The following is a 21278-nucleotide window of genomic DNA, read 5'->3' as shown; positions in this document are numbered from 1 at the left end:
CTGCATACCCGACCCATGAACTCATGGAATCTGCCTTCCAATTCGGCATTGAACTGCCTGCAACCCGCACGATACCTCGACGCGTGACCGACACCGTGCCCAGCTTTGAGCAGATCGTGGACTCCCACTACCAGGGGCTTTACCGCTTTGCCATGAGCATGTGCCGGCGTGAGGCCACTGCGCAGGATCTTGTGCAGCAAACCTTTCTGCAATGGGCAAAGAAAGGGCACACGCTGCGGGATGCCTCGAAGGTGAAGACCTGGCTGTTCACCACGATCTACCGCGAATGGCTCGGCATCGCCCGCCGCGAGAAAAAATATGAAGAGGTCGAATTTGAACCCGAGCAGCATGGCGCCACGCAGCACCATGATGACGGCGAAAATCCGCGCGTGGACAGCGCCACACTGCAAACGGCGCTTGAAGAACTGGAACCCAATTACCGCGCACCGCTGGTGCTTTTTTACCTCAAGGAGCTATCCTACCGGGACATCGCCGAGACGCTGGGCGTTCCCATCGGCACGGTGATGTCACGCCTTTCCCGCGCCAAAGACAGCCTGCGCACCATTTTGCGCCGCCTCGAAGACTCCGCACCCTCCAACATCATCCCCCTATCCGCCTCGTGAACCGCGAAGAAGCCAGACTTGAACTCGATGCCACGACGCTCCGCCCTCAGGATGCATCGCCCGAGGCGCGTGCGACGGCTGAGAGCGATCCCGAACTGGGCGCATGGCTCAAAAAGCGCACTGAGTTTGATGAACAAGTCGCCGGGGCCTTTGCTGCCACCATTCCAACAGGGTTGCGGGCAAGCATTCTGCAAAACGCCAGACGGCCTGCCAAACGCCCCACCCGCTGGGTGCTGCCCACGCTGGTGGCCGCTGCTGCCGCAGTAGTGATCGGCTGGACGATGCTCTGGCCGGTGAGCAACAGCATGCCCGGCTGGCAGGCTGATTCGCTCGCCGCCGTGACGAAAGTCGAGTACGGCCTTTCCAAGGTCGATCACATGTCGCGCGACTTCGAAGCCATCAAAAAAATGCTTGTGGCTGATGAGTCCCCGACGCCGGATCGTCTGCCAGGCAAGGTGGGGACCATGTCTGTGCTGGCCTGCAAGCGCATCCAGATCGGCGGTCGTGCAGCATCCATCATCTGCTTTGAAATTCAGCCTGGCAAAGAGGCGCATCTCGTCGTGATGGACAACACCGGACTCACCGACCTGCCGCCACAGCTTCGGCCCCAGTTTAAGAGCAGCAAGAAATGGAACATGGCCAGTTGGAGCGATGGCAGCCAGACCTTCCTTCTCGCCACCACGGCGGATGAAGCGGTGTTGAAGAAATTGTTTGGGCTGGCGTGAGGTTACGGAACCTCGCTGACCTGCACCTTGGTATTGCCGAGCACCGTGTGGCAGTTCACACACTGCTGGCGCAGCGCGGCAAAGGCAGCCGGGGAGCGCTTTGAATCGTGCTTCTGGAGTGTGGTTTTGAGTTCGGCGAAGGGCCCGTTTTCCCATCCGGCGAGCAGCGGCAGCAGATCGACCATGGTTCCACTGGAAGACTTCTGCCGAGGTGCGCTGGTGATCGACTTGGCAACGCTCGAATGCATGCGCTCTGCCATGGCCAGCGCGGCGTCCCATTCACCGGCCTGCTGCAGCCTGCGCGTTTCCAGCATCTTGCGCTGGGCCGCTTTCATGCGGTGGCTGTTCATGGTGCTGGCACAGGAGGTCAGGGAGAACAGCGTGGCAAAGACAAAGATCCTTTTCATGGGGGCGAGTGAATCACCGTCCTTCGAACCTGTCACGTCCTTTTGCCAGCGCCTCGATCTTGCGGTCGGCGATGCTGCGTTTGAGCATCCAGAAGCCGCAGTCGGGATGGATGAACTTGACCCGGCCTGCGCCGAGCTTTTGCTCTGCAGCTTCGATGCGGCGGGCGATTTCGTCGGCGGTTTCGACGTGGTTCACCTTGATGTCCACAACCCCGAGGCCGACGCCGATTTTGGGATCGAGCTCCTTGAGCGCATCAAGATCAGCGGCGGGCCGATGAGCGAGTTCGAGCACGAGGTGGTCTGCGCGCAGAGAGTTTAAGAAGGTGATGAGCGCGGCCCACTCGCCTTTTTGGATGGTCTGGCCGCCGTAATTACCGAAGCAGAAGTGCACGGCTTTCGTGCCTTTCACCGCATCCAGCACTCGATTGATGCCAGCGGCCGCGATGGGTGCGTCTGCCGGGTTGCCGGGAATGTTGGCTTCATCGACTTGTACGCAATCGCATTGCAAATCGGCTGCCTGTGCAGCCAGGGCGTCGGCGATGGCCATGTGGAGCGCGGCGAAGTCGTTGTAGTGCGTGTCCAGCAGCGTGCGGGCCAGCATATAGGGGCTGGTCAGTGTGAACTTGAACGGGCCACCGGCTACTTTGCCTGCGCGAGTGCAGTCCTCGGCCAGATTGAGGACACCTTCGGTGATGGGCCCGCGCACGACGGCGGCGGGTTTGCTGCGGAAGGCCATCTCATGTTTCGCATGAAATGCGGCGGCATCCGCACGACCCACGCGGCTGTCGATGCCGCCCAGTTTGTGGACGAAGTATTCGATCATGCCGTTGGTGTCGGGATGATTCACATCGAAGCGATACAGCTCTCCATCTGTAGGCAGATCGATGCCTGCCTGGCGCTGCGTGTCGAACACCACGCGTGTGGCATCAATGACGGCGGCTTCGCTGGGCAGCGCGCTGAGCCATTCGGGGACAGGGTAGGAGCCGACGGTGGTGGTCTGGATGGTGGCCATGAGGCAGACTAGTCAGCATCCTCCGGCCTTGGAAGGCGGGAGTGCCAAAATCCAAAGGCAGGCAGGCATCCAACAAGCTTACCGCGCGGACTTCGGACCTTTGCCGCGCACGCTCATTTTGAAGGGCACGCCGGGCGCGGCCCATTCGTCGCGAATGACTTTCTCCAGATAGCGCATGTAGCTGTCGGTGAGTTTTGAGGCACGATTGGCGAAGAGCACGAAGTGCGGCACGGGAATGGCGAAACCTTCAGCTTCATTGACCTGGGTGGCATAGAGCAGCTTGAAGCTGTGCGTGCTGCGGCCCAGGGCGCCGGGGGTGTTCTCGATGGCGTTGGCGAGCAGGCGGTTCAAAGCGCCGGTGCCAATGCGGTTCTGCGAGCCACTGCGCACTTTTTCAATCTGCACGAAGAGCTTGCCGATGTGGTCCTTGTTCTTTGCCGAGATGGCGACGAGCGGGGCGTAGTTCAGGAAGAAGAACTCGCGGCGCATCAGTTCGTCCAGATGTTCGATGCGGTCCTTCTGGTTGCCATCCGGATGAAAGAGATCCCACTTGTTCATGACGAGGATGCAGGGCTTGCGCTCCTCCAAAATGAACTGGGCGATCTTGCGGTCCTGCATCTTCGCTCCGGCGGCACAGTCGATGACGAGCAGGCAAAGGTCAGCACGCTTGATGCTCTGCAGGCTGCGATCCACGCTGGAGATTTCGACGACCGTGTCCAGATTTGCCCGGCGGCGGATGCCGGCGGTGTCGATGAGCTGGTACTGCTTGCCGTTCCAGGTGGCCTTGATGTCGAGGGCATCACGCGTGGTCCCTGGGACATCGCTGACGATGGCACGGTCCGAGCCCAGAATGGCATTCACGAGCGAGGATTTGCCCGCGTTCGGGCGGCCCACGATGGCGAGCTTCAAAGGACGCGTGTTTTGATGCGAGATGGCATCCTCCGTTTCGCTGGATTCCTTTAGGTCGAGGCGCTCGGAGATGAGTGCGACGAGTTCGTCGATGCCAAGGCCATGGGCGGCGCTGACTTCCAGGGTGTCGGGGAAGCCGAATTTGCTGAACTCGCTGGCGTTGAGTTTGCGTTTCGGGGAATCGGCTTTGTTGCAGACGAGAATGACGGGCTTGTTGGTGCGGCGCAGTTCGCGGGCGAGGCTTTGATCGATCGTGGTGATGCCATCGACGACATCGACAACGAACAGCAGCAGATCCGCCACATCCAGGGCGATGGAGGCCTCGATTTGCACCTGATCGGTCAAAACGTCGTCGGTGCTGGCACCGATGCCGCCCGTGTCCATGATCTCAAACCATGCCGGACCCCGGCGGCACTGCGCCGTGATGCGGTCCCGTGTCACACCGGCCTGATCGTGGACGATGGAGATGGTTTTCCCGGCAAGGCGGTTAAAGAGTGCGGATTTCCCCACATTGGGGCGTCCGACGATGGCAACGGTTTTGAGCATTGTTCAGAGAGCACGGTGAGCCCCCCGAGTCAATCATGTCCAGCGGCCTGCAACTGCTTGACACCGTCCGCCAGATTGAGAAAACCCGACAAGGCGGTGAAAGTGGCGGCAAAAATCGTGGGCCAGATGAGCCACTCGGGCTTGAGATCCAGCAGGATCCACAAAATGGCCGCCATCTGGGCAAAAGTGGCGGTTTTGCCAGTCCAGTGGGTGTGGATCTGGAATTTGCCGGCAAAGTGATCAATCAGGAAGGCCCCGCCGATGGAAAGCAGGTCGCGGCCGATGACGAGAATCGGGAACCACAGGGGAAAATGCTGCCGCCAGGAGGTGAAACTCAGCAGGATGATGGCGGCGAGCATGAGTAACTTGTCTGCGAGGGGATCCATGATGGCCCCGAATCGCGTGCGCTGATTGAACCGGCGGGCGATCCAGCCGTCAATCGCGTCGCTGATCGAGGCGATGCCGAAGACTGCAGCCGCCCATTGGCGCAGGGCTTCATTGGGGTGCTCCCCGCGGGCGCTGTCGCCATAGTAGATCACCAGCCCGATGAAAACGGGAATCAGCAGGATGCGGAAAATGGTGATCTGATTGGCGAGGTTCACGCTGCTACGTTCGCGTTTCACGGTTCACGGTTCAAGAGTTGAATCATGAAGTTTGATCGCTTTAGAGTGGGGCATGCCACAAATCGAGCCAGTGGATCTGCTGAATGCCTACTGTGAGGGAGCCTTTCCCATGGGGGAGGATGATGGTTCCATCTCGTGGTACCGGCCCAAGATGCGGGGCATTCTGCCGGTGGCGGAGTTTCATGTGCCGCGCCGGTTTGAGCGCTACCTGAAGCAGCACCCGTTTGAAGTGCGCTGGAACACCTCCTTTGGAGATGTGATCCGGGGCTGCGCCGACCGTGAAAGCACCTGGATCACGGATGCCATCATGGACACCTACGAGGAGCTTCACCGCATTGGTTTTGCGCATTGCGTGGAGGTCTGGCGGGACGGCAAGCTGCGTGGCGGCGTCTATGGCGTGAGCATCGGCGGAGCATTTTTCGGGGAATCGATGTTCAGCCGCGAGCCGCAGGCTTCCAAGGTGGCGCTGACGCACCTGCAATGGCGCCTGCATGAGCGCGGCTACCTGCTGCACGACACGCAGTGGACCACCCCACATCTTGCGATGTTTGGCGGGCACGAAATCCCCTGCGCGCAGTATTTGGAACTGCTGCAGCGGGCGATTTCGCGGAAGGCGACGTTTATGTGAGCTGAATCAGCTCTCGAAATACGTGTAGCCGCGCAGACCTGCCTCGAAGCTTTCCATGATCTCGCGGCGCTCGGTGGCAGTGATGCGCTTGGACACAACGGCGCTTTCAGCGAGGTTACGGAAACGGGTGAGCATGTCCTTGGGATCGTATTCCACATAGGTGAGCACTTCCGCGACGCTGTCGCCTTCGAGTTCGCGGCTGTATTTCACCTTGCCGTTTTCCACGCGGACGCTGACGACATTGGTGTCGCCGAGGAGATTGTGGAGGTCACCGAGGGTTTCCTGATACGCGCCGACGAGGAAGATGCCAAGCATGTACTCGTGGCCCTTCTCGATCTGCGGATCGTGCAGCGGGAGGGTGGAGTTGATGCCGTGAGAGTGGGCAAATTTGTCGATCTTGCCGTCGCTGTCGCAGGTGATGTCGGAGAGCACGGCATTGCGTGTGGGTTTCTCCTTGAGGCGGTGGATTGGCATGACCGGGAAGATCTGGTCGATGGCCCAAAGGTCAGGCAGGCTCTGGAAGACGCTGAAATTGCCGTAGTAGAAATCGGTCATGATCGTGTCGAGACGATCCATCTGGCTGCCATCGTGGTCGCAGCTTTCCTTCATGCTGGCCACCCAGGTGAGGATGTCCCAGTAGAGTTCCTCGCCGTGAGCACGCTCACGCAGGTTGACCTTGCCGTAATTGAACTCGCTGCGCAGCTTGTCGCGGTAGTAGATGGCGTCGTTGTAGATCTCCTGCAGGCGATCACGGGAGGTCTTGGAGGCATGCTTTTCGGCATCCAGGCGCAGCTCATAAAGATTGCGCAGGAGGGGAGGGGCATCCTTGTCGAGATCGAAATCGGCGACGCCCTTGCGCGGCTCAAAACGGTTGATGTCGAGGATGTTGATGATCAACACGGAGTAGTAGGCCACGATGGCACGGCCGGACTCGGTGATGAGATCCGGATGCGGCACGCCGGCTTCGGCGGTGACTTCCGTGATCGCCTCGATGATGTCGGCGCAGTATTCCTTGGTGCCGTAGTTGCTGCTGGCTTCGCTGGCACCCTTGAGGCCGTCGTAGCTGATGGCGAGACCGCCGCCGAGATCGAGAATGCCCATGCGCGCACCTTCTTGAACCAGACCCACGTAAACACGCGCTGCTTCGGTGACCGCCTGGCGGATGGCACGGATGTTTGGAATCTGCGAACCCTGGTGGTAATGCAGCATGCGCAGGCAGTCGAGCATGCCCTTTTCACGGAGGCTGTCCACGACGTGCATGAGCTGGGAGATGTTCAGGCCAAACATGCTGGCATCCCCGCCTGAGCCGCTCCAGTGGCCGGCGCTTTCGGCGCTGAGGCGGAAGCGCACGCCGAGAGTCGGGCGCACGCCCATTTTCTCACAACGATCCAGGATCAAGTCCAGCTCCGTGGGCATTTCCAGCACCAGGATGACCTGCAGGCCCATCTTCTGCGCGTAGAGCGCGAGGTCGATGAACTCCTCGTCCTTGTAGCCGTTGCACACAATGTAGGCTTCAGGGTCGTGCATGTAGCTCAGCGCGGCGATGAGCTCCGGCTTGCTGCCGGCTTCGAGGCCGTAGTGATACTTGCGGCCGTAGCGGGTGATTTCCTCGATGACTTCCTGCTGCTGGTTCACCTTGATGGGGTAAACGCCGCGATAGACGCCCTGGTATTTGCCTTCCTTGATCGCAGAGGCGAAGCCTTCGTTCAGCTCGTCGATGCGCCAGCGCAGCAGATCGCCGAAACGGATCAGCAGTGGCAGCTGGGTGCCGCGCTCGCGCAGACCTCTGACGATGGATGCGAGGGAGACGGACTTGGTTTTCTTGCCGTCCTTGAGTTTGACCACGACCTCGCCGGTTTTCGCGATGTCGAAATACTCATGCCCCCATTCGCGGATGCCATAAAGCTCGGCGCTGTCGTCGGTGGTCCATGTGGGGTTTTTCATTTTCGTGGGCTGGGTTGGAGGGGCTTTCAAGGGCCGCGATTATGGGGGCAAATTTGGAAATGCAAAGCGACATCTCGGAGAGGTGCGGCGCGGCCAAAACGCCCGGGGAGGGCCGGGGCGTCAGTCTCTGGCCCTGCGGAAGGCAAAAGGGATGTAAAGCAGAGAGTAAAAGACGAGGCCAAGACCGATGCTGGTGAGATTGTACCACGGCCACGGTCCGAGTTGGTCAAACAGGCTGGCCTGCACGGGTTTGGAGCACTGGAAAGCGTAGTTGGCGCCGATGGCGTAGTTCACGGCGGCGATCACGGCATACCAGGCCACGGAGAAGGTCATGATGCGCAGCACGGCCCCGGGGCGCGGGCGAACCTTCATGGCGGTGACGACGTAGATCGCTGTGATCGGCACTCCGGCGTGCATGATGAAAAACAAAAAGAAACGCGGGTCTGGAAACTCATAGATCAGGGCGGGGGTCAGCAGTCCCTGAAGGGTGCCTGCGATGCCAAAGAAATACACCACCTCACAAAAAAACGGACGGCGCGTCCATAGGGCGATGCCACCTGCCAGAGTGGCGACATCGCAGTACTGCAGGGGCAGCGCCGTGTACACACTGAGCGAGCCGTAAGTGGCGTGCACTGCCAGTCCCACAGGATACAAGGCCAGCAGCATGGTGCCAAGCACGCGCTGTGAAAGCAAGGACCAGCGGGTGCGGGAAAGCAGCAGCATCACGATGAACAGTACCAGCGTGATGGCGAGCACCGCCTTGTGGGATGGGCCGTAAGGATGAAAGGCGGGAGGCATGGGCTCCATCATACGCGGAAGTTGCGGAAGTCAGTCGGTTTGTGGCATGTTGCGGGCATGTTACGCTCCAATCGTTCTGCGGCCCGCTCTACGAAACAGCTCAGCGGAGGTTGTGCTGTGCTGTTTGGTCTGCCTTTCATCCTGGCTGGTCTGGCCGTCGGTTTGTTTCTCTATTTTCCGGCGATCAGTTCGTGGTGGTCCTCGCGCAGCTGGGTGGAAGTGCCGTGCTGGATTGAGACTGCGGAACTCAAGACCTCGTCTGGTAACAAAGGTGGTACGACTTATCGTGTTGAGGCCAGTTATCGCTATGAGTTCGACCGGCGCAGCTACCATGGCGATGAGGTGAGCTTCTTCGGTGGCTCCGACAACATGGGGGATTTTCAAAAGCAGGCGTTCCAGCAGCTTCAGTCGGCGAAGGGCAAAAAGCGGCCGTTCCGCTGCTTTGTGAATCCATCCAACCCGGAGCAGACCGTGCTGTTTCGGGATCTCCGCTGGGGCTTGCTGCTCTTGATGTCGATTTTTCCGACGCTCTTCCCACTGGCAGGCTGTCTGGTTTCCATCGGTGGCTGGCGGCAGTCGCGCAGGACGACGCAGATTGCGCGGCTCAGAGAACAGCATCCGGGTGCTCCGTGGAGCTGGCGTCCCGAGTGGGTGGGGGAGAACATTTTTCCAGAGCCGAACCCCCTGCCGTTTATTTTGGGAGTCGCCGGCTGGATTCTCCTGGTGCAGCTGCCGCTGGCCCTTGCGGTGATTCTGGGAGGGGAAATCGTCAAATCGGCGCTGGCGCTGCTGACGCTGATTCCCGTCGCGCTTGCTTTGATTCCGCTTCTCTTTGCCTGGAGACGGATCAAGTCACAGATGGCTTTTGGCTGCCCTGTGTTGCTGCTCAAGCAGGTTCCAGTTTCTCCAGGACGTCCGCTGGTGGGCGAGCTGCGGTTTTCCAAGGTGCTTTCTCCTCTCAGCACCCTTTCCGTGCGTGTGCTCTGCCAGAGGCACATCACCCGCAACAGTGGTGACTCCCACGCCACCGCAAAGGAAACCATCTGGGAACATGCCACAACGCTGTCTGCTGCGGAGGCGCGGCGGGATGTGGATGGCGTGGCGCTGCCGCTGCGCATCGACATTCCGCGTGGACTGCCCTGTGCTGCTGTGAACGAGGCTTCCATCGTTTCGACAGAGGGAGAGCAACATGTATGGACGCTGGAAATCAGCTCCAGCCATGGGGGCAGGCCGGTGGTGCTGCCGCTGCCGGTGTTTATTTCGGCGGCTGCGGCCGCTGACGCTGAAAGTGAGGAGGATGCCGCCTCCTCGCAGCCGGAGCCGGCACCTCTGCTTAGCACGGATGATCTTCTCCTGCGCCTGAAGGCCAGAGGCATTGAGATGGAGATGGATGCCGGCGGTGTGCCCTCCTTCATTGACTGTCCTGCTGGGAGGAACCGGTATGTGGGCCTATTTTTGCTGCTTTTTGGCCTGATTTGGTCTGCGGGCTTTCTGTTCATGCAGGCGAAGGGGGCGCCGCTGATCTTCCGGCTGTTCTGGGGCATCACCTCGCCGCTCATTCTCGGCGGCAGCGTATGGACGCTGCTGCACAGCCTCCGCCTGGAGATCAATACACGCGAGCTGCGTATCTTGAACCGTGTGGGGCCCTTTTATTCCTGGCAGGAGATTTTCGAGCCCCGCCACATCACGGGCTTCATCCACGACTCCAACACGCAGGCAGGCAACAAGTTCTACTACCGCGTGCGTGCGGAGACGATCTTCGGCAAAACCAAAACCCTTGTCGATGGCATCACCGAATCCGTTACTGCGGAGACGCTGGCGCGGCGGCTTGATGAATGGCGAAAGCAGAATGATCTTCCGCGCCGAGCCTAGCCCCCATCCCGCAATGCCACGGCAGGATCCACACGTGCAGCAAACCACGACGGCACCAGCGCGGCCATCAGGCAGAGGGCGATGGCGGTGGCACAGATGGCAAAAATCTTCTCTGGATCGATGTGAGCGGGGATGCTGGAGAGGAAATAAATGTCCTGCGGAAAGATGTCGCGGCCGGTGATGTTGGAGATCTGATCGCGCAGCCAGTTGCGAATGCTGAGGAAGAAAAAGCCTCCTGCGAGCCCGGCCACCGCACCGACGAGTGCCACGATGCCCGCCTGGGCGACAAAGATGGCGATGATCTGCCATGCGCGCGTGCCCAGCGCAGTGAGGATGCCGATCTCGCGGCGCTTTTTCACGGTGACGGTGATGGTGGTGTTCATCACGCAAATGGCGGCCACGAGCATGATGAACAGCAGCAAAAACCACATCATCGTCTCCTGGTTTTTCACGGATTCCAGCATCATGCCGTGCTCCTGCTCCCAGGTGTGGTAATCCCAGTTTTCCGGCAGTGCGCCGGACTGGTACATCTTGATCATGACACGATCGGCGTTGTCCGGATCCTTCAGCTCCAGCTCGATGCCGCTAATGTCACTGTCGAGGTTGAAAAACTCCTGCGCGACATGCAGCGGCACGTAGCCACGCTTTCCGGCGGTGTCTTCACGCAGCGTGGCGATGAGTTTGAGGTCCTTTGACAGGATGGTGACGTCGTCGAGAGCTTTGGCGCGCTTTTTCTTGTCTTCATTTTCAGGGATCTCACGGTACTTTTGGATGAACTGGTTCACGCTTTCTGCGGCATGCACGACGAGCGTATCCCCCACCTTCGCACCGATCTCTTTCGCGAATTTGTCACTGAGGACAATGGTGTCGTCCCTGAGATCAAAGTTGCCTTGTCGGTACACGGCCTCACCTTTTTCGTTGATAGTTTTGGTGTCACCCAACGCATCTGTCTTGATGTGCTTCTTGAGCTTCTGCAGCAGCGCATTGTCTTGATCATCGGTCATGCCGATGACGCTGACTCCCTGAAGATTGGCGTCATTTTCAACGACGAGTATGCCGAGGCGGCCCTCTCTTGTTCTATCTGCCACGGGCACGGCGGAAACGACTTCAGGTCGCAGAGCGAGGCTTTTCTGAAGCTCGCGCCAATCAACCGGTTTCGGGCCGCCAGGTTCACCTTCCAGCGCCCCCAAAGGTTCCACCATGGCATGCGGCTCAAAGCCGATAAGCATCTGCCGGTACTCACGCTGCCAGCCACTGAACACGGACATCACAAAGACCAGCACGCCGACGCCGAGCATGACACCGAGCATCGAGATCACGGTGATGACCGAGATGAACGAGCGCGTGGGCCGCAGGTAGCGCAGGGCGAGGAAGAGGGGGGCGCTGGTCATGGAAGGGCTTTTAAATCGTTAGGATAGAGGACGATTCTGATCAGTCCCGCAGCGCCACGGCAGGGTCCACACGTGAAGCCAGCCAGGCAGGGGGCAGAGCGGCCAGCAGGCAAAATGTGATGGAGCCCAGGCAGGTGACCACAATGAACCAGGGTTCGATCTGGGCCGGGATGGTGGCTAGGAACATGCCGGAGTCGGCGTTGGAACTGCCACCACTCAGGACCGCGATGCCCATGCGGATTTCATCTCGGTACTTCAGCACAAGTCCGCTGAGGATGAGGCCCGCCAGCGTGCCGAGGATGCCGACGAAGGCGGCCTGCGAGACAAAAATGCCAATGATCTGGCTCTGCCGCGAACCAAGCGCGGTCAGCACGCCGATCTCGCGCCGCTTCTGGGTCGTGACGGTGATGGTCGTGTTCATGACCGAGAATGCCGCGACGACGGCGATGATCAGGAGGACGATCCACATCATCACACGTTCGTTGCTCATGGCGGCTAGGCGTGCATCGCCCGCATCGGTCCAAAGTGAGGCGCTCCATGTGGCGGGAACGACTCCCGCAGCGGTGAAGCGTTTCATCACCTCCTTGACCTCGCCCGGTTGTTTCAGTTCGATGAGCACCCCGCTGACCTTGTCACCAAAGCCAAAGATCTTCTGCGCCGTTTCCAGAGTGACGTAGCCGTAGGTGCCGGCGGATTCCATCCGCGTGGTGCCCAGCAGCTTGATCTCCATGGGATTCAGCTTGATCTCCTCATAAGCAGCGTGGCGTTTCGTCTCGTCCTGCTCGTCCGAGGCGATGCGGAAACGTTTCACTGCGTTGGTGACATTCTTGGAGGCATAGACGCTGATGGCGTCTCCCGGATGGGCATTGAGTCCGCCCGCCACATAATCGGCACAGACCACACCGCCCGGAGTGAGTTCCAGCACGCCTTCGGCCTTGTGCTTGGCGACCTTGGCCATGTAAAACTTCGCGCCATCCTCCGGCAGGCCGAGAACATCCATTCCTGACTGCTGGCCATCGTGCTCCGCAAACATCGCGCTCCCGATGTAGCTGCTGGCGGCGAGCACGTCTGGCTGCAGACGCACCTTGGCGAGCACGTCGGCTGCTGATTTGGCATCCGTGGGCTTTTTGTCCTGCGGTTGCAGCAGGATGTGCGGCTCTGAACCGATGAGTGTTTTGCGGAACTCACCTTCGAACCCCTTCATGACCGAACTGACCACGATCATCATCAGCACACCGACCGCGACACCGAGGATCGAGATGACCGTGATGACCGAGACAAACGAACGCTTCGCACGCAGATAGCGGCGGGCGAGGAAGAAGGTGACGTTCGAAAGCATGTGGAGCGCAACAAAGCGATGCCCGCGCTACTTCGCAACTGCCGTGATGCCAAACAGAGGCAACGATTTCTGCACGGACTGATACACTCCCCAGCCGAGTGGCACGGTGATCCAGGTCCAGGCAAGGAGGAGGGTGAGAGCTTTCATGGCGAATCAGGTTTGGGCGTTTTCAGCGAGGTGGTGCTTGGGATCGACGGGGCGGACGAGGAGGTTGGAGATCAAACCGACGACGAGCAGGCCGACCATGAGGTGAAAGATCGAGTTGTAGGCCTGTTCTGGCGGCATGATTTTTTTGTTCGCCACTGAAAGGCGGTCCATGAGCTGGGGGCCAAGAATCGCCGCTACTGACCAGGCGGTGATGAGACGGCCATGGATCGCGCCGACCTGATAGCTGCCAAAAAGATCGCGCAGGTAGGCCGGTATCGTGGCAAAACCACCGCCATACATCGTGAGGATCAGCCCGGTGGCCACCACGAAGAGCGTCACGCTGCCCCGGCCCTGAATCCACGGCACGCTGGCATACAAGGCGGCGCCGAGAATGAAGTAGATGCAGTAGATGCCCTTGCGCCCGATCAGATCGGATATGGAGGACCAGAAAAACCGGCCGCCGAGATTGCAGAGCGAGAGCAGGCCAACGTATCCGGCCGCAGCCGCAGGCGTGACCTTGAACATGTCCTGAATCATGGGCGAGGCCTGGCCGAGGATGCCAATGCCAGCGCTCACGTTCATGCAGAGCACCACCCAGAGCATCCAGAACTGCGGTGTCTTCCAGGCAGTGTCCACGGCGACGTTTGCCGTCGTGACCAGTTTTGAAACATGCTCCGTCGGCACCCAGCCAGCAGGCTTCCAGCCTTCAGGCGGCACGCGGACGATCAAAGCTCCGAACAGCATCGAGATGGCATATAGACCCGCCATCACCAGCAGCGCCTCACCGGCGCCGACGGAACTGGCCGTGGCAAAGCTCTTCATCAGTTCCTCCGCCAGCGGCCCCCCGATGAGCGCGCCGCCGCCAAAACCCATGATCGCCATGCCTGTGGCCATGCCCGGGCGGTCAGGGAACCATTTCATCAAGGTGGAAACCGGTGCAATGTAACCCAGCCCCAGCCCGATGCCGCCGACCAAACCATAACCCGCATACAGCAGCCAGAGCTGATGCCAGTGCACAGCGAGCGCCGTGAGCACCAGCCCGCTGCAAAAACAAAGCATGCTGGCGAGCATGGTTTTACGCGGGCCGCTGCGCTCGACCCACTTGCCAAAGAACGCCGCAGACAGGCCGAGCAGGGCGAGGGCGATCGAATAAGCCACGCCGACATCGGCTTCGCTCCAATCACCAGCGCCAGGAGCGGTGATGCCCAGTGCCCTGGCGAGCGGCTTCTTGAACACACTGAATCCGTACACCTGTCCGATGCACATGTGAACAGCGATGGCGGCAGGCGGAACGAGCCAGCGGCTGAAGCCGGGGCTGGCGACGGTGGCTTCACGGGAGAGGAAAGACATGGTTGTAGGTAGTAGGAGGCCGCCGGTGGTTTCCTGGCGGATCGGACAAGGAAAGCTCAAAGATCGACAAGAAACGCCCGGTTTCATACGTTTCGAGCACTGGCCGGTCATTTCACCGGCCACACCCATACCAACATACCTCGATGAAAACACTGCTCACCATCTGCGCCCTCTCCTTCACTTCGGTCGCCATGGCCGCCGACAAATGCCCTATCAGCGGCAAGCCTGCTGACTCCAGCATCACCAGCACCGGCAAAGACGGCAAAACCGTCGCCTTCTGCTGCGAAAAGTGCAAAGCCAAGTTCGACGCCAAGAACAAGTAGTCACTACGGCGCTGAGACGATCAGCGTTTGAAAGCGGAACCGGGAAACTGGTTCCGCTTTTTCATGCTTCAGCGGCGCCGCCCGTCTCGCTCACGCATCTTGCGTTCATAGCCGGCGAGAACGAAATCTTTGTCACGTGCGCGCAGAAGGGCATCATCGAGGGAAATGAAGCCGTGGATGGCAAGATGGGTCACGCTGTCATCAATGGTGTGCATGCCGTCGTTGGCGCCGATTTGAATCAGGCTGGGCAGCTGCTGGAGCCGGCGGGAGCGGATGCAGGAGGCGATGCCCGGATTATTGACCATGATTTCAGAGGCCATCACACGGCCATCTTGATCAAGCCGTGGCATCAGGTTCTGACAGATCACGCCTTGCAGGCAGTTGGCCAGCTGAGATGCCACGAAATCCTGCTGGTCTTCCGGGAAGGCATCCATCACACGCATGACGGTCGAAGGAGCATCCTGGGTGTGCAGGGTGCTGATGACGAGGTGACCGGTCTCGGCGGCGGTCAGCGCTGTGCGGATGGTCTCCAGATCACGCAATTCGCTGACGACGATGACATTTGCGTCCTGCCGCAACGCGCTGCGCAGGGCCTGTGCAAAGGAGTGTGTGTCGCTGCCCAGCTGGCGCTGGCGTATGAGACTGTGCGAGTGTTTGAAAACGTACTCAATGGGGTCTTCGATGCTGACAATGTTGACCCGCCGTGATCTTGAGATGTGCTGCGTCATTGAACTCAGGGTCGTTGTCTTGCCGGCATTGCTGGTGCCGGTGACAAGGATCATGCCGCTGCTCAGGGTGCAGAAGCTCTCCACCGTTGGGCCATGACCCAGATCGCGCAGCTCAGGGATCACCTCGGGAATAAAGCGAAAGGATGCTTCGATACGCCCAAGCACGTAGCAGGCATTGCCACGGAAGCGTCCCAGATTCGCCACCTGAATGGCGAAATCCAGTTCCCAGTCCTGCTCCAGTTTGACACGCTGAGTTTCTTTCAAGACGCCAAAAACCAGGTCGCGAATGTCGCCGACGTCGAGGATTTCATCCGTCAGTGGCTGGAGCTGGCCGCCGATGCGTCCTGTGGGCGCTGCACCCACGCTAAGATGCAAATCCGAGCCGCCTTGGTCCGTGACCATGACAAGATATTCAATGAGATCGTGGGCGCGCATGATGAGAGAAGAGTGCTCAGGAGATGCCGCGCGCGGCGCGGCGGAATTCAGCCTCGTTGCCTATGGAGGCGATGGCTTCAGATTCTGAGATGATGCCCCCTTGGTAGGCTGCAATGATGGACTGGAGGAAGGTACGCGTATTGGGATCGGTGCCGCGGCTCATGTAGTCTGTGATGTCCGCGACGCTTCGTTTCGCGATCCAGTCACGAACGGCTCCACCGTTTTCCAGGTGTTCTGACAGCATGGAGAGCTTGCCTTGGACGTTCGGGACGAGTTTCTGGCACAAGACTCCGATCAGCTGATGTGAAAGCAGGTGCAAACCGATGCCGACTTGATCCGGTGGGAACATGTTTACAAAACGCTCCATCGTGTCAGAGACGGTGGCGGAATGCATAGACGCGAGTACGAGATGACCGGTTTCACAGGCTTGGAGCGCGGTGAAAGCTGTTTCGTGGTCGCGAATTTCTCCCACAAAAATCACATCCGGCGCCTGACGCATGGCGCTGCGCAGGCCACGGGCAAAGGAGGGGGTGTCGCGGCCCACCTCACGCTGGGTGAACAGGCAGCGGTTATTGGCAAAGATGTACTCCACCGGATCCTCGATCGTCACCACGTGACGGGCGATGTTTTCATTCATCCACTGCAGCAGCGCCGCCAGTGTGGTTGATTTGCCCTGACCCGTGGCTCCGGTAACGAGAATCATGCCGTTTTTTTTCTGCGCCCAGCGCTGCAACAGCCATTCCGGCGCGCCCAGGGTTTGCATGGCAGGAATATCTGTGCGGATGCGGCGCAGTACGGCAGCCATGCGGCCCAGCACCTTGTGCAGGTTGACACGGAAGCGTGTGTGCGTGCGGGAGAGCAGTCCAGAGTCACGGTCTGTGTCATTCAGCGTGTCACCGCCACAGGCCTGCCAGAGCCCGGCCATCTGCGGCAGCAGCAGCGGGTCATCGCCAAAAATCATGAGCTGTTCGGCGATCTTCATCCGCGGCACTTCGCCTTCCTGCAGGAAAATATCGCTCGCCTGATGCTCTTCGGCGGCTTGGAGAATGTCGTCGATGGTAATTGCCATGGTTGTAATCAAGCTAGCGGGCACCGCTCAGGTGCTCAACCTCGGTCTCAGGGTTTTGTTACAAGGAATCTGATGGGATGTCCTGTTCTTCGAGCAACTGCCCGCAGTACCAAAGCATGCGCGGCAGATGGAACGGCCCCTTCCACATGCTGCCCTTCAGCTGGGAGGATGGGGAGCCATCCCGGTGCAGGTAGCCAAACCACTCACCGTAGGCCGCGTCGGGAAAGTGAGCAAAACTCCAGTCATGCACCTGCTGGTGCCACTGTGCGTATTTGGCATCCCCGGTGATGTGCCAGGCCAGATGCGTGGCGATAATGGCTTCATTGTGAGGCCACCAGAATTTCATGTCGTGCCAGTATTCCTGCACCGGTTTGCCTTTCACGTCACGGAAATGGAAAATGCCGCCATGCTCCTCGTCCCAGCCGCGCTGCCACATGCAGTCGAGGATCTCCAGACCGAGCTTGATGTAGCTGTTCTCACCACGCTGACGGCCTTCATGCAGAATGAACCACGCACACTCCAGCGCATGGCCCGGGTTCAGCGTGCGCCCGTCGAAATGGTCGATGAGCGATCCATCCGGTGAAACGATCTCCATCAATGCCCCGATGGCCGGTTTGAAGAAGAACTGCTGGATCTCCAAAATGAAGCGGTCCGCCCACTCGGAGCAGCTATGTCCTGAAATTTTCACATCACCCAGGTTGGCGCGAAGTTCCTGAGCTGTGGCAATGCCGATCATCAAGGCACCGATGCTCATCATGGGCCGCGTGTTCGGCTCGATCTTCGGGTGCATCAGCCCCTTCTCGAAGGAGAATTTCAAATAGGTGGCGAAGTCCCTCTTGGCGCGCTCGGCATAGCTTTCATCCCCCGTGGCCTTTGCATAGGCGGCATGGGCGATGGACGCAAACGCTTCACTGAACACATAGCGCCGCATGCGCAGCGGTTTGCCCTCGCGGGTGACGGTGAAGAACAGTTTTCCATCCGTGGAGTAGCCATGCTTCTCCAGAAACGCCAGGCACGATCCCGCCGCCTCGATCCAGTCACTGCGCTTCTCCACATGATTGTAAAGCGTTGAGAGCATCCATGCTGCCCGCCCTTGGAACCAGATGCTCTTGTCCGTGTCCAAGATTGATCCATCGCGGTCCAGGGAAGTGATGATCCCGTCAAATTCACGGTCCATGCCGTGCTTCATCCAGAAGGGCATCACGTCTTTGAGCAACGTGTCGTGGTAGAGCGCCTTCAGGTTCTGGCGATAAAGAGGGTCGGCAACAGTAAGGTTCATTTCGCCCACTCTGGCGGCTCTGCCTCAAACGTCACGCGTTCCTTCGTCAAAGGATGCGTGAAGGTGATGCGCAGGGCATGCAGGCAGAGCGGGGGATCTTCCACCGCCAGGGTCTGGGTCTCCCCGACTTCGCCATCGGCCAGGTAGGCGGCGTCGCCTACGATCGGGAAGCCGAGATGCCACAGATGGATGCGGATTTGATTCGTGCGTCCGGTGAGCGGCCGGGCCTCCAGGAGTGCTGTGCCATCGGCATCGCGCCGCAGCACGCGGAACTCTGTCCTTGCCTCTTGTCCTTCGGCATCGACGGAGCGTCCTCCCAGCTTGCCGGCTTCGCCACTGATGGGCGCATCGCAGGTAAAGGCATCCTGCGGCGGGTGCCCTTTCACGCGGGCGAGATAAAGCTTCTCGACCTCTCCACGCTCAAACTGCGGCTGTACGAAGCTGGCGAAGTGGCGTGTCTTGCACAGCACGGTCACACCGGTCGTGTTGGCATCAAGGCGGTGGACGCTGCGCGGTTTCAACGGATGCCAGACAGTGTTGAGGATGAACTGCAGCGTGTTGCGATTGAACCTGCCGCCCACATGCACCGGCAGCGGCGCGGGTTTATTGAGAATGATAATCGCTTCGTCTTCAAACAGCACACGGATGTCTGCATTCACATCCGGTTCACGCTGGGCAGGCTTCAGGTGCAGGTAGCGCTCTCCGGCACGCACGATTTGATGTGCCGGCACGATCACCTGATCATCCGTCACGATGCGTCCTTCTTCACAGACCGCGAGCCATTGCTCACGCGGGATGTGCGGCATCACATGGCAGAGGCAGTCCAGAATGGTGGCGTGATCACAGGCCTCCGGCACATTCAGCGGCCGTGTTTGGTCATAGGGAACACTGCCCGGCAGCGGCGTCACTGCCTGGCGGATCGCCGCATGGCGCTGCGCCAGATTCTCGCGCTGCTGTTCCTCGGAAGTCTTGAAGCAATACGGGCAGGACACATGCTCCACATAGCGAGGATCTGCCTGCTCTTCGGCGGTGAGCGGAGTCTGGCAGGCGAAGCACTGCGAGGAGGCGGTCTCATGCAGGCCGGGATCGACGCCCACGCGTTGGTCGAAGACAAAGCACTCGCCGTCGTAATGTGCGCTGCCGCATTCTTCGAAGTACTTCAAAATCCCGCCCTCAAGCTGCCACACATGCTCAAAGCCCTCGCGCTCCATGAAAGGGGCAGCTTTCTCACAGCGGATGCCGCCGGTGCAGAAAGACACGATCTCCGCCTTCTTCATTTCTTGCGGCAGGCGGCGCACCGCCTCGGGGAATTCGCGGAAGGAATCGACTCCCGCCACGACAGCGCCTTTGAAAGTGCCAAGCTTCACTTCGTAATCGTTGCGTGTGTCATACAGAATGACCGGGCGGCCTTCATCCAGCCACTGCTTCAGGACCTTGGGCTCCAGGCGTGGTGATGTGTATTTCGCCGGTTCGATGCCCTCGACTCCGAAGGCGATGATCTCCTGCTTGATGCGCACCAGCATGCGGCGGAACGGCTGCCCCGCGCTCTCGCTGTATTTCGGCTTCAAGCCTGCCAGCCCCGGAATGGCGCGCAGCTCATCCACGAGTGCGTCCACATTCTCCCGCAGCCCGGCCACGAACATGTTGATGCCTTCCGTGCTCAGCAAAATCGTGCCCTTCAGCCCCCAGCCTTTGCAGCGTTCCAGCAACTGAGCGCGCAGCTCCTTCAATCCGGAGAGTTCGGCGAATTGATAGCAGGAGATGTTGGTGATCGTGGCGGTGGCTAGCATGGGCAGTTGAAAAAGCACAAGAACAGGCGGACGGCGAGTGCAAACCGCACTTGCCGCGCAGGAATGGAACAGTGGTGCGCAATCGAGATCAAGCTTGCCATTTCAGGCCGTTCCCGCTCCATTCCGGGGGTATGAAATCCACGCTCCTTTTCCTTCTTTCCGCCGCCACCCTGCAAGCCGCCGACTGGCCGATCTGGCGCGGCCCCAATCATGACGGTGTTTCGAGTGAAAAACTGGCTGGCACGGCGGTCAAAAAGGCTTGGGAAGCACAGATCGGCATCGGCTTTGCTTCTTTCACCGTGGCTGCCGGTCGTGTTTACACCACAGGGCATGCGGACGGCAAGGACACGGTCTTCTGCTTCGACGCCACGAGTGGCAAGGAAGTATGGAAGCACTCCTATGCCGCTGATCTTGGCGACAAATATTACGAGGGGGGGACCTCGGCCACGCCGACGATTGAAGACGGCAAGGCGTACCATTTGAGCCGCTGGGGCGATCTGTTTTGTTTCGAGTCCGCCACGGGCAAGGTCGTGTGGCAGAAAAACATCCAAAAGGAAACCGAGGCCGACATCCCGGACTGGGGTTTCGCAGGTTCGCCGTTGGTTGCTGGCAAGCTCCTCATTGTGAACGTTGGCAAAGCCGGTACTGCGGTTGAGAAAGCCACGGGGAAAACCGTATGGACCAGTGACAAGGCCAACTCCGGCTACTGCACGCCGTATCCAATCACAGTGAATGGCAAGGCGCAGGTCGTGCTGAGTTCCGGTCGTGCTTACAAAGGGGTCGATCCCAGCAACGGCAGCGTGTTGTGGGAGCACACCTGGTCCACCAGCTACGGTGTGAACGCGGCGGATCCGATTCTCAGCGGCACGCAGCTCTTCATATCCACCGGCTACAACAAAGGCTGCGCCTTGCTTAATCTCAGCTCCGCCGAACCCAAGGAGATCTGGCGCAGCCGGGTGATGAAAAACCAATTCAACTCCAGCGTGCTGATCGACGGCCATCTGTATGGCAGCGATGGCGATGCAGACAAATCCGCCAGCCTGAAGTGCATCGACTTCGCCACCGGCACGGAGAAATGGAGTGCGGCAGATGTCGGTTTCTGCTCTCTCGTGGCTGCCGATGGCAAGCTCATCGTCCTGACGGCCAAGGGCGAGCTGATCATCGCCAATGCCAGCGCCGCCAAATTTGAGCCCATCTCCCGCACCCCGGTGCTCACCGGCCGCTGCTGGAGCGCGCCAGTGCTTGCCAATGGACATGTCTACGTGCGCAACGCCGCCGGTGACATGGTCTGCCTGAGCGTCCAGTAGGCCGGGTGCCAGGGGCATGCATTTTCTCAATAC

19 protein-coding genes and 2 pseudogenes are annotated in these 21278 nt (G+C 59.7%); 6 read left to right on the top strand and 15 right to left on the bottom strand.

The genetic code is table 11. The features are described 5' to 3' along the window. The first annotated feature begins 23 nt into the window (after window positions 1-23). Both AC3RLQ_RS17675 and AC3RLQ_RS17670 read left to right on the top strand, forming a co-directional pair. Window positions 24-623, top strand: a complete 600-nt coding sequence (locus AC3RLQ_RS17675; RefSeq protein ID WP_487679660.1) for an RNA polymerase sigma factor — start codon at window positions 24-26, stop codon at window positions 621-623. Further along, window positions 620-1348, top strand: coding sequence for a hypothetical protein (locus tag AC3RLQ_RS17670; protein WP_493029982.1), 729 nt, complete (start codon window positions 620-622; stop codon window positions 1346-1348). The genes AC3RLQ_RS17675 and AC3RLQ_RS17670 overlap by 4 nt, the downstream gene beginning before the upstream one ends. Before the next feature lie 2 nt (window positions 1349-1350). Here AC3RLQ_RS17670 and AC3RLQ_RS17665 read toward each other — a convergent pair whose 3' ends face one another. From AC3RLQ_RS17665 to pgsA, 4 genes are all read right to left on the bottom strand, one after another. Then, window positions 1351-1755: a hypothetical protein gene (locus AC3RLQ_RS17665; protein WP_493029981.1), complete on the bottom strand. Its 405-nt coding sequence runs from the start codon at window positions 1753-1755 to the stop codon at window positions 1351-1353. Window positions 1756-1768: 13 nt separating this feature from the next. Then, window positions 1769-2767 (bottom strand): cobalamin-independent methionine synthase II family protein, encoded by a 999-nt coding sequence (locus tag AC3RLQ_RS17660; RefSeq protein ID WP_493029980.1) that lies wholly within the window; start codon window positions 2765-2767, stop codon window positions 1769-1771. A gap of 78 nt (window positions 2768-2845) precedes the next feature. Beyond that, window positions 2846-4222, bottom strand: a complete 1377-nt coding sequence (der, locus tag AC3RLQ_RS17655) for a ribosome biogenesis GTPase Der (RefSeq protein ID WP_422322213.1) — start codon at window positions 4220-4222, stop codon at window positions 2846-2848. Window positions 4223-4251: 29 nt separating this feature from the next. Continuing rightward, window positions 4252-4845: a CDP-diacylglycerol--glycerol-3-phosphate 3-phosphatidyltransferase gene (pgsA, locus tag AC3RLQ_RS17650; protein ID WP_422322214.1), complete on the bottom strand. Its 594-nt coding sequence runs from the start codon at window positions 4843-4845 to the stop codon at window positions 4252-4254. A 52-nt stretch (window positions 4846-4897) separates the two neighbouring features. On the opposite strand from pgsA, the gene aat reads away from it, so the two are divergent. Next, window positions 4898-5473 (top strand): leucyl/phenylalanyl-tRNA--protein transferase, encoded by a 576-nt coding sequence (aat, locus tag AC3RLQ_RS17645; protein ID WP_493029979.1) that lies wholly within the window; start codon window positions 4898-4900, stop codon window positions 5471-5473. A gap of 6 nt (window positions 5474-5479) precedes the next feature. Here aat and speA read toward each other — a convergent pair whose 3' ends face one another. Continuing rightward, a complete protein-coding gene (gene speA, locus AC3RLQ_RS17640; RefSeq protein ID WP_422322216.1) occupies window positions 5480-7417 on the bottom strand; it encodes a biosynthetic arginine decarboxylase in 1938 nt (645 codons plus the stop codon). Between the two features lie 120 nt (window positions 7418-7537). After that, entirely contained in the window at window positions 7538-8215 is a 678-nt protein-coding gene (locus AC3RLQ_RS17635) for a YwaF family protein (RefSeq protein ID WP_493029978.1), read from the bottom strand. A gap of 57 nt (window positions 8216-8272) precedes the next feature. Between AC3RLQ_RS17635 and AC3RLQ_RS17630 the strand changes: the two genes are divergently transcribed. Beyond that, window positions 8273-10087, top strand: a complete 1815-nt coding sequence (locus AC3RLQ_RS17630) for a DUF3592 domain-containing protein (protein WP_493029977.1) — start codon at window positions 8273-8275, stop codon at window positions 10085-10087. On the opposite strand, the gene AC3RLQ_RS17625 is transcribed toward AC3RLQ_RS17630, so the two are convergent. From AC3RLQ_RS17625 to AC3RLQ_RS17610, 4 genes are read right to left on the bottom strand one after another with little or no spacing between them, the layout of a single operon-like run. Further along, the gene (locus tag AC3RLQ_RS17625; RefSeq protein WP_493029976.1) at window positions 10084-11478 is read right to left on the bottom strand and encodes an FtsX-like permease family protein; all 1395 of its coding nucleotides are present in this window, start codon (window positions 11476-11478) and stop codon (window positions 10084-10086) included. The two genes, AC3RLQ_RS17630 and AC3RLQ_RS17625, sit on opposite strands and share 4 nt — an antisense overlap. A 40-nt stretch (window positions 11479-11518) precedes the next feature. After that, the gene (locus AC3RLQ_RS17620) at window positions 11519-12817 is read right to left on the bottom strand and encodes an FtsX-like permease family protein (RefSeq protein WP_493029975.1); all 1299 of its coding nucleotides are present in this window, start codon (window positions 12815-12817) and stop codon (window positions 11519-11521) included. A 27-nt stretch (window positions 12818-12844) separates the two neighbouring features. Next, complete coding sequence (locus tag AC3RLQ_RS17615) at window positions 12845-12964, bottom strand: MFS transporter small subunit (protein ID WP_482812993.1); 120 nt, start codon at window positions 12962-12964, stop codon at window positions 12845-12847. A 6-nt stretch (window positions 12965-12970) separates the two neighbouring features. Beyond that, window positions 12971-14314 carry an L-lactate MFS transporter gene (locus tag AC3RLQ_RS17610; protein ID WP_493029974.1) on the bottom strand — a complete coding sequence of 448 codons (1344 nt, stop codon included), beginning with the start codon at window positions 14312-14314 and terminating at the stop codon, window positions 12971-12973. 143 nt (window positions 14315-14457) lie between these two features. On the opposite strand from AC3RLQ_RS17610, the gene AC3RLQ_RS17605 reads away from it, so the two are divergent. Beyond that, complete coding sequence (locus tag AC3RLQ_RS17605; protein ID WP_395730891.1) at window positions 14458-14637, top strand: hypothetical protein; 180 nt, start codon at window positions 14458-14460, stop codon at window positions 14635-14637. A gap of 68 nt (window positions 14638-14705) precedes the next feature. On the opposite strand, the gene AC3RLQ_RS17600 is transcribed toward AC3RLQ_RS17605, so the two are convergent. From AC3RLQ_RS17600 to AC3RLQ_RS17580, 5 genes and pseudogenes are all read right to left on the bottom strand, one after another. Next, the gene (locus tag AC3RLQ_RS17600; RefSeq protein WP_493029973.1) at window positions 14706-15800 is read right to left on the bottom strand and encodes a type IV pilus twitching motility protein PilT; all 1095 of its coding nucleotides are present in this window, start codon (window positions 15798-15800) and stop codon (window positions 14706-14708) included. A gap of 16 nt (window positions 15801-15816) precedes the next feature. Next, entirely contained in the window at window positions 15817-16869 is a 1053-nt protein-coding gene (locus tag AC3RLQ_RS17595; RefSeq protein ID WP_493029972.1) for a type IV pilus twitching motility protein PilT, read from the bottom strand. 58 nt (window positions 16870-16927) lie between these two features. Beyond that, window positions 16928-18148: an AGE family epimerase/isomerase gene (locus AC3RLQ_RS17590; protein ID WP_493029971.1), complete on the bottom strand. Its 1221-nt coding sequence runs from the start codon at window positions 18146-18148 to the stop codon at window positions 16928-16930. Next, window positions 18145-18972 (bottom strand): annotated as a pseudogene (locus AC3RLQ_RS17585) (RluA family pseudouridine synthase); the annotation flags it as partial. The pseudogene AC3RLQ_RS17585 and the gene AC3RLQ_RS17590, both read right to left, overlap by 4 nt. A gap of 132 nt (window positions 18973-19104) precedes the next feature. Further along, window positions 19105-19938 (bottom strand): annotated as a pseudogene (locus tag AC3RLQ_RS17580) (sulfurtransferase); the annotation flags it as partial. Window positions 19939-20069: 131 nt separating this feature from the next. Here AC3RLQ_RS17580 and AC3RLQ_RS17575 point away from each other — a divergent pair. After that, window positions 20070-21245 (top strand): outer membrane protein assembly factor BamB family protein, encoded by a 1176-nt coding sequence (locus AC3RLQ_RS17575; protein WP_493029970.1) that lies wholly within the window; start codon window positions 20070-20072, stop codon window positions 21243-21245. Window positions 21246-21278: the final 33 nt, after the last annotated feature.

The organism is Prosthecobacter sp. GW821-HT29F12 (assembly GCF_058803405.1).
This window is presented reverse-complemented; position numbering and strand designations above follow the sequence as displayed.